The sequence below is a fragment of the uncultured Dysosmobacter sp. genome (assembly GCF_947631165.1).
In the GTDB taxonomy this organism is placed as follows: domain Bacteria; phylum Bacillota; class Clostridia; order Oscillospirales; family Oscillospiraceae; genus Oscillibacter.
The window spans coordinates 1-5,800 of record NZ_CANRKH010000080.1 but is presented as its reverse complement, the minus strand read 5'-3'; the positions used below and the strand labels follow the sequence as shown (position 1 = coordinate 5,800).

Below are 5,800 nucleotides of genomic sequence, written 5' to 3'. Positions count from 1 at the left end.
TGAAGGAGGTGTGGAAGGATGCGTGAGCTGTACCGGCGGACCTTTTCCCAGGTCCATTCTTCCACGGTGATCCGATGGGAGGATATGGAAGCTATGAGACCGAGTAAAAAAAGAGGAGCACCCAAGGGGCTTTTGACCCTGGCGGCGGTGATCGCCCTGCTGGCGGCGCTGTCCGCTGCGGCGGTGGCGGCGGATCTGTTCGGCCTGCGGGACCTGCTGCTGGGCAAAGAGAAAGTGACCATGCTGGACCCGGAGACCGGGGAGCGTGTGGAAAACAGCGTGGACACCATCAGCCTGGCAGGCTATCAGAACAGCCCGGAGAACCAGGCCAATGCGGAGTGGCAGTCGTTTTTGGAGACCTATGACGACGGCGGCGCGCTGGAGGCCATCGGCAACGGCCCCACCGGCCTGGAGGACGACCCGGACTACCAGCGCTTCAGCCTGTACAGCGTCTACACCCGGGAGATGGTGGAGAAGCTGAAGGAGATCACGGAGAAGTACGATCTGGACGTTCATCAGGAAATGGACATCATCGACCACGACGAGCTGTGCCGCCGGATCGGCGGCGGTTTCCTGGCGGAGGAGCACGGGAAATACTGGGCGTATCTTTACGACGACGGCACTTTCCAGTTCGACGGCGACGCGTATGTGGACGGTTACGGCAAGGTGGACTATCAGCTTCGCCGGACGGTGAAGGGCGTGTTTGACGAGGTGACCTTGAATATCACCGACGTCAGCCAGTACGATCAGTGGCAGTACAAGACCGCCTGCGGCGAAACGGTGCTGCTGGCCATGGGGCCGGGGAAGGCCCTGGTGCTGGGGGACTTCCCGGAGTGCTTCATCGCCGTGAACGTGCTGGCGGGGACCAGCCTCGACGACCCCGACTGGCCGGGGGCTATGACCCGGGAGAACCTGGAGGCCCTGGCGGACGGCATCGACTTCACGGTGTTGAAAGACGTCCAAAAACCGATGATGACGGGGGACACGGAGGTGGAACCCGCCTACACGGAGGACGATTTTTACAACGCCACCGGGATGCAGGAGACCTTTGCCCAGTCCTTCTACTGTGCGTTCTACAAGGCCGTGGAGGAGGACCGCCGGGAGGACGTGGCCGACATGATCGCCTGGCCCCGGGTGCTGGCCTCGGAGACGGGGGAGACCCTCATCATGACGGCGGAGGAGTTCCTGCCCTATTATGACGATATTTTCACTCCAGGTCTGTGGGATGCCATGTCCCAGAACCAGTACACCCAGGACCGGGCGGACCTGTTTTACCACGATGGCTCCGTTGCCGGGGCCGGGGGCGCGGTGTGGTTCACTCTCGTGGAGGACGGCAGGGCCGGGATCATAACCCTCCAAAACCCGGAGGGCGCCAGCCTTCGCTACGGCGGCGGCATGGGGAGGAACGTGGCCGGTACGTATGTGGATACCCAGGGGACGGACGAGGTGTACAGCTGTCTGGAGCTGTACGACCGGGGGGACGGCACCTACGACGCCACGATTTCCCTCTACCGCCTGACCACGCTGAACGGCATGGCGGCCCTCCGGTACGACCGGAGCGACGGGATACTGTATTTCACCTCGGACGATCAACTGGTGGAGGCCGTCATCGGCTTCAGCGGCGATACCTCCACGCCGGACGCCGCCGCGATAACGATTACTTACTCGGAGTTCGACGGCCTCGAGGCGGGGGACACGTTCCATTTCCCGGATGGGGAGAAGTGAGGGAGGCATATGCTTGACATTGCCGCAAAAACGTGATAAACTTTCACCCACAAATAAAAGGCTGTGAGAAGGAACAGTATCCTCATCAGCTCCGCATCAGAGAGGGGACGGACGGTGCGAGTCCCCGCGGAGAGGGGGAGAAGGCCCCTTTGAGCCGCGGAGCGGAAATGCCCCGCCGGTCCCCGCCGTTACCGGGACAGAGTGCGCATCAGCCAGATGCGAATTCAGGTGGAACCACGGACTTTATCAAGTTCGCCCTGAGCCGAAAACCGGCTCAGGGCGTTTTTTGCTCCTGAGCCTGACAGAAGGAGAGCAGCTATGAAAAACAGCGAAAAGACATTGGACATGATCGTGAACCTCTGCAAGAGCCGCGGCTTCATCTATGCCGGCAGCGAGATCTACGGCGGCTTGGCCAACAGCTGGGACTACGGCCCTCTGGGCGTGGAGTTCAAGAACAACGTGAAGAAGGCCTGGCTGAAGAAGTTCGTCCAGGAGAATCCCTACAACGTGGGCCTGGATGCCGCCATCATCATGAACCCCCAGACCTGGGTCACCACCGGCCATGTGGCCAGCTTTTCCGATCCTCTGCTGGACTGCAAGGCCTGCAAGGCCCGCCACCGGGCCGATAAGCTCATCGGCGAGGAGCATCCCGAGGTCAACGTGGACGCCATGAGCTTTGACGAGATGGACGCTTTCATCGCGGAGCATGAGGATGTGGTGTGTCCCGTCTGCGGCAAGCACGACTTCACCCCCATCCGCAAGTTCAACCTGATGTTCAAGACCGCCATCGGCGTCACAGAGGATTCCTCCTCTACCTGCTACCTGCGGCCTGAGACCGCCCAGGGCATCTTCGTGAACTTCTCCAACATCCAGCGCACCACACGCCGCAAGCTGCCCTTCGGCGTGTGCCAGGTGGGCAAGGCCTTCCGCAATGAGATCACGCCGGGCAACTTCACCTTCCGCACCCGGGAGTTCGAGCAGATGGAGTGCGAATTCTTCTGCAAGCCCGGCACCGACCTGGAGTGGTTCGCCTACTGGAAGGACTACTGTGTGAACTGGCTGCTGGACCTGGGCATCAAGCGGGAGAACCTGCGGCTCCGAGATCATGAGCCAGCGGAGCTGGCCTTCTATTCCCGGGCCACTACCGACATCGAGTACGCCTTCCCGTTCACCGACTGGGGCGAGCTGTGGGGCATCGCCGACCGCACCGACTATGACCTGGGCCGCCATCAGGAGGCCAGCGGCAAGGACCTGACTTATTTCGACCAGGAGAAGAACGAGCACTATATCCCCTATGTCATCGAACCCTCCCTGGGCGCCGACCGCGTGGCCCTGGCCTTCCTGTGTGAGGCTTACGACGAGGAAGTGGTAGGCCAGGACAAGAACGGCAAGGACGATGTGCGCGTGGTGCTGCGTCTCCATCCCGCCCTGGCGCCCTTCAAGTGCGCCGTGCTGCCCCTGAGCAAGAAGCTCAGCGGCAAGGCCCTGGAGATCAAGCAGGAGCTTTCCAAGGAGTGGATGGTGGACTTTGATGACGCTGGCTCCATCGGCAAGCGCTACCGCCGGGAGGATGAGATCGGCACGCCCTTCTGCGTCACCGTGGACTTCGACACCGTGGGCGACGCCGAGAAGGCGGGCGACAACTGCGTCACCGTCCGGGAGCGGGATACCATGGAGCAGGTAAGAATTCCTATTTCCCAGCTGAAAGCCTATCTGGCGGAGAAGCTGGCTTATTAAAAAAGGACCCAACAGGGCGGGTGGAAGCACCCGCCCTGTTTTCACAGAGTTCATGTTTTTTGGATATTTTTGTGGTAAAATTGGAAAAAGGAAGGAGGGATATCCCCATGCTTTACCTGAAAAGCTTTTCCGTACCGGACGACGGCTTGGCCCATCTGGATCGGAACTGGGAGAGCAAGCGGACCTGCTACGGCAGCCGGTATCCCTTCGGGGTGTTTCATGGCCTTTCTCATGTGCGCTTTGAGCCGCTCACCATTCTCTGCGGCGGCAACGGCAGTGGAAAAACGACCCTGCTGAACCTGATCGGGGAGAAGCTGGAGCTGCAGCGGGGCGCGCCTTTCAACCGCAGTGCCTTTTTCGGCGATTATCTGGACCTCTGCCAGGCGGAGACGGCCTCCGCTTTTGACCGGGAGGTCCGGGGGACCAGCCGGGTCATCACCAGCGACGACGTGTTCGACTATCTGCTGGACCTGCGCTGCATGAACGAGGGCATCGACACGAAGCGGCGGGAACTGCTGGCGGAGTACGCGGACAAGCGGTACGCCCGCTTTCAGATGCGGTCTCTGGCGGATCTGGATGAGCTGCGAAAGGTGGTGGACGCCCAGCGCCACACCGGCTCCCGCTATGTCAACGAGCAGCTGATGCGGGACGTGCCCGGACAGTCCAACGGGGAGAGCGGCTTTTTATACTTTACCCGCCACATCGGAGAAGGGGGCCTCTATCTGCTGGACGAGCCGGAGAACAGCCTGTCGGTGCGGTTCCAGCAGGAGCTGGCGAAATTTTTGGAGGATTCCGTCCGGTTTTACCGCTGCCAATTCATCGTTGCGACCCACTCGCCCATCCTGCTGGCGCTGAAGGACGCCCGGGTCTATGACCTGGACCGGACGCCGGCCTCTGTCTGCCGGTGGACGGAGGTGGCGGACGTGGCCGATTTTTACGCATTTTTCAAGGCCCACGAGGCAGACTTTCAACAGGAAAAACGGTGATATGCCGCTTTTCCGATGCAAAATGAGGTGACTGACTTGAGAGATTTCTGGCTGTTCCAAACCTCCGCCGGAGGGCTTTCCCGGGGGAAGCAGGCGGCTTTCTGGCTCTGGAACCTGGGTGTGCTGGCCATGGCGGGCGTGTGTCTGGGATTGCTGTCCATTTTCTTCGCCTATGGGGACTACCCGGATGTGCTGATGGGCAGCTATTTGAAACGGCCTCTGCTGCTGGCGCTGAATATCCTGCCGGTGGTGCTGCTGGTGATGCTGCTGTACGGCTTGACCGGCAGGCCGTGGATCGCGTTCTTGCTGTCTTCTGTGGTGGTGTGGGGGCTGTCCCTGGGCAATTATTATAAGCTGCGCTTCCGGGATGACCCGCTGATGTTTCAGGACCTGAAATACCTGCGGGAGGCCAGCTCCATCACCAAGACCGCCAACTATGACCTGACGCCGGATAAGCGGGTGTGGTTCGGCCTGCTCTGTATCGTGCTGGGTACGCTGATCTTGCTCTTTCTGGTGCGGGGCGTGCCCAAATGGAAGGCGCGGCTGCCGCTGTTTCTGGCGGGGGTCGTGCTGTGTGTGCCATTGAGCCGTGTTTATGTGGACAAACAGGTCTACAACACCAAGACCGCCAATTACGACTATATCAACCGCTGGTCCTCCACACAGGTCTATCTCTCCAAAGGCTTTGTCTACCCCTTCCTCCACAGCGTCACCGCCGGGTCCATCAAGGCGCCGGGGGGCTACAATGAGCGGGAGGCGGCGGCCATGCTGGCCGCCTATGAGGATGCGGACATCCCGGAGGCGGAAAAGGTGGATATCATCACCATTCAGCTGGAGGCCTTCGCGGATTTTTCCCGCTTTGAGAATGTGGAGGGCATCGACTGGGAGGCGGCCTATGCCGTCTATCACACCCTGGAGGCGGAGAGCTATACCGGCGACCTGATGACCAACATCTTTGCCGGAGGCACGGTGAACACGGAGCGGGCCTTTCTGACGGGTTACGCCGACCAGTGGAATTACCGGACCAACACCAATTCCTACGGCTGGTACTTCAGCAGCCAGGGCTACGCAGTGGAGGGCAGCCACCCCAGCTATGAGTGGTTCTACAACCGCCGCAATGTCAACAGCTACCTGGGCATGCCCACCTATTACTTCTATGAGAACCGCTTCAGCGATCTCTATACCGGCGGTATCGCCACCGACGACGTGCTGCTGCCGGAGATCTTCCGGCTGTACCAGGAGAACCGGGACGGGGAGGGGAAGCCCTACTTCTCTTTCAACGTGACCTATCAGGGCCACGGCCCCTATGACACCGAGAGCGTCTGGCGGGGCAAGCACTACACCGACGGCCG

4 protein-coding genes and 1 other annotated feature are annotated in these 5,800 nt (G+C 60.7%); all 4 genes read left to right on the top strand.

Annotation, left to right across the window (positions count from 1 at the left end):
- Positions 1–18 precede the first annotated feature (18 nt).
- Positions 19–1,725 carry a hypothetical protein gene (locus tag Q0Z69_RS16440; protein ID WP_298035485.1) on the top strand — a complete coding sequence of 569 codons (1,707 nt, stop codon included), beginning with the start codon at positions 19–21 and terminating at the stop codon, positions 1,723–1,725.
- A 54-nt stretch (positions 1,726–1,779) separates the two neighbouring features.
- Positions 1,780–1,988: a binding site (T-box leader), on the top strand.
- Between the two features lie 55 nt (positions 1,989–2,043).
- Positions 2,044–3,462: a glycine--tRNA ligase gene (locus Q0Z69_RS16435; RefSeq protein ID WP_298035484.1), complete on the top strand. Its 1,419-nt coding sequence runs from the start codon at positions 2,044–2,046 to the stop codon at positions 3,460–3,462.
- A 107-nt stretch (positions 3,463–3,569) separates the two neighbouring features.
- A complete protein-coding gene (locus Q0Z69_RS16430) occupies positions 3,570–4,448 on the top strand; it encodes an AAA family ATPase (protein ID WP_298035483.1) in 879 nt (292 codons plus the stop codon).
- Positions 4,449–4,484: 36 nt separating this feature from the next.
- Positions 4,485–5,800, top strand: a 1,316-nt coding sequence (locus Q0Z69_RS16425; protein WP_298035482.1) for a hypothetical protein, incomplete at its 3' end; no start/stop codon positions are given.

Bases quoted from the DNA above. Each gene is read 5' to 3' on its own strand.
- Q0Z69_RS16440 (WP_298035485.1), top strand. From the start codon at position 19: ATGCGTGAGCTGTACCGGCGGACCTTTTCCCAGGTCCATTCTTCCACG.
- Q0Z69_RS16435 (WP_298035484.1), top strand. From the start codon at position 2,044: ATGAAAAACAGCGAAAAGACATTGGACATGATCGTGAACCTCTGCAAG.
- Q0Z69_RS16430 (WP_298035483.1), top strand. From the start codon at position 3,570: ATGCTTTACCTGAAAAGCTTTTCCGTACCGGACGACGGCTTGGCCCAT.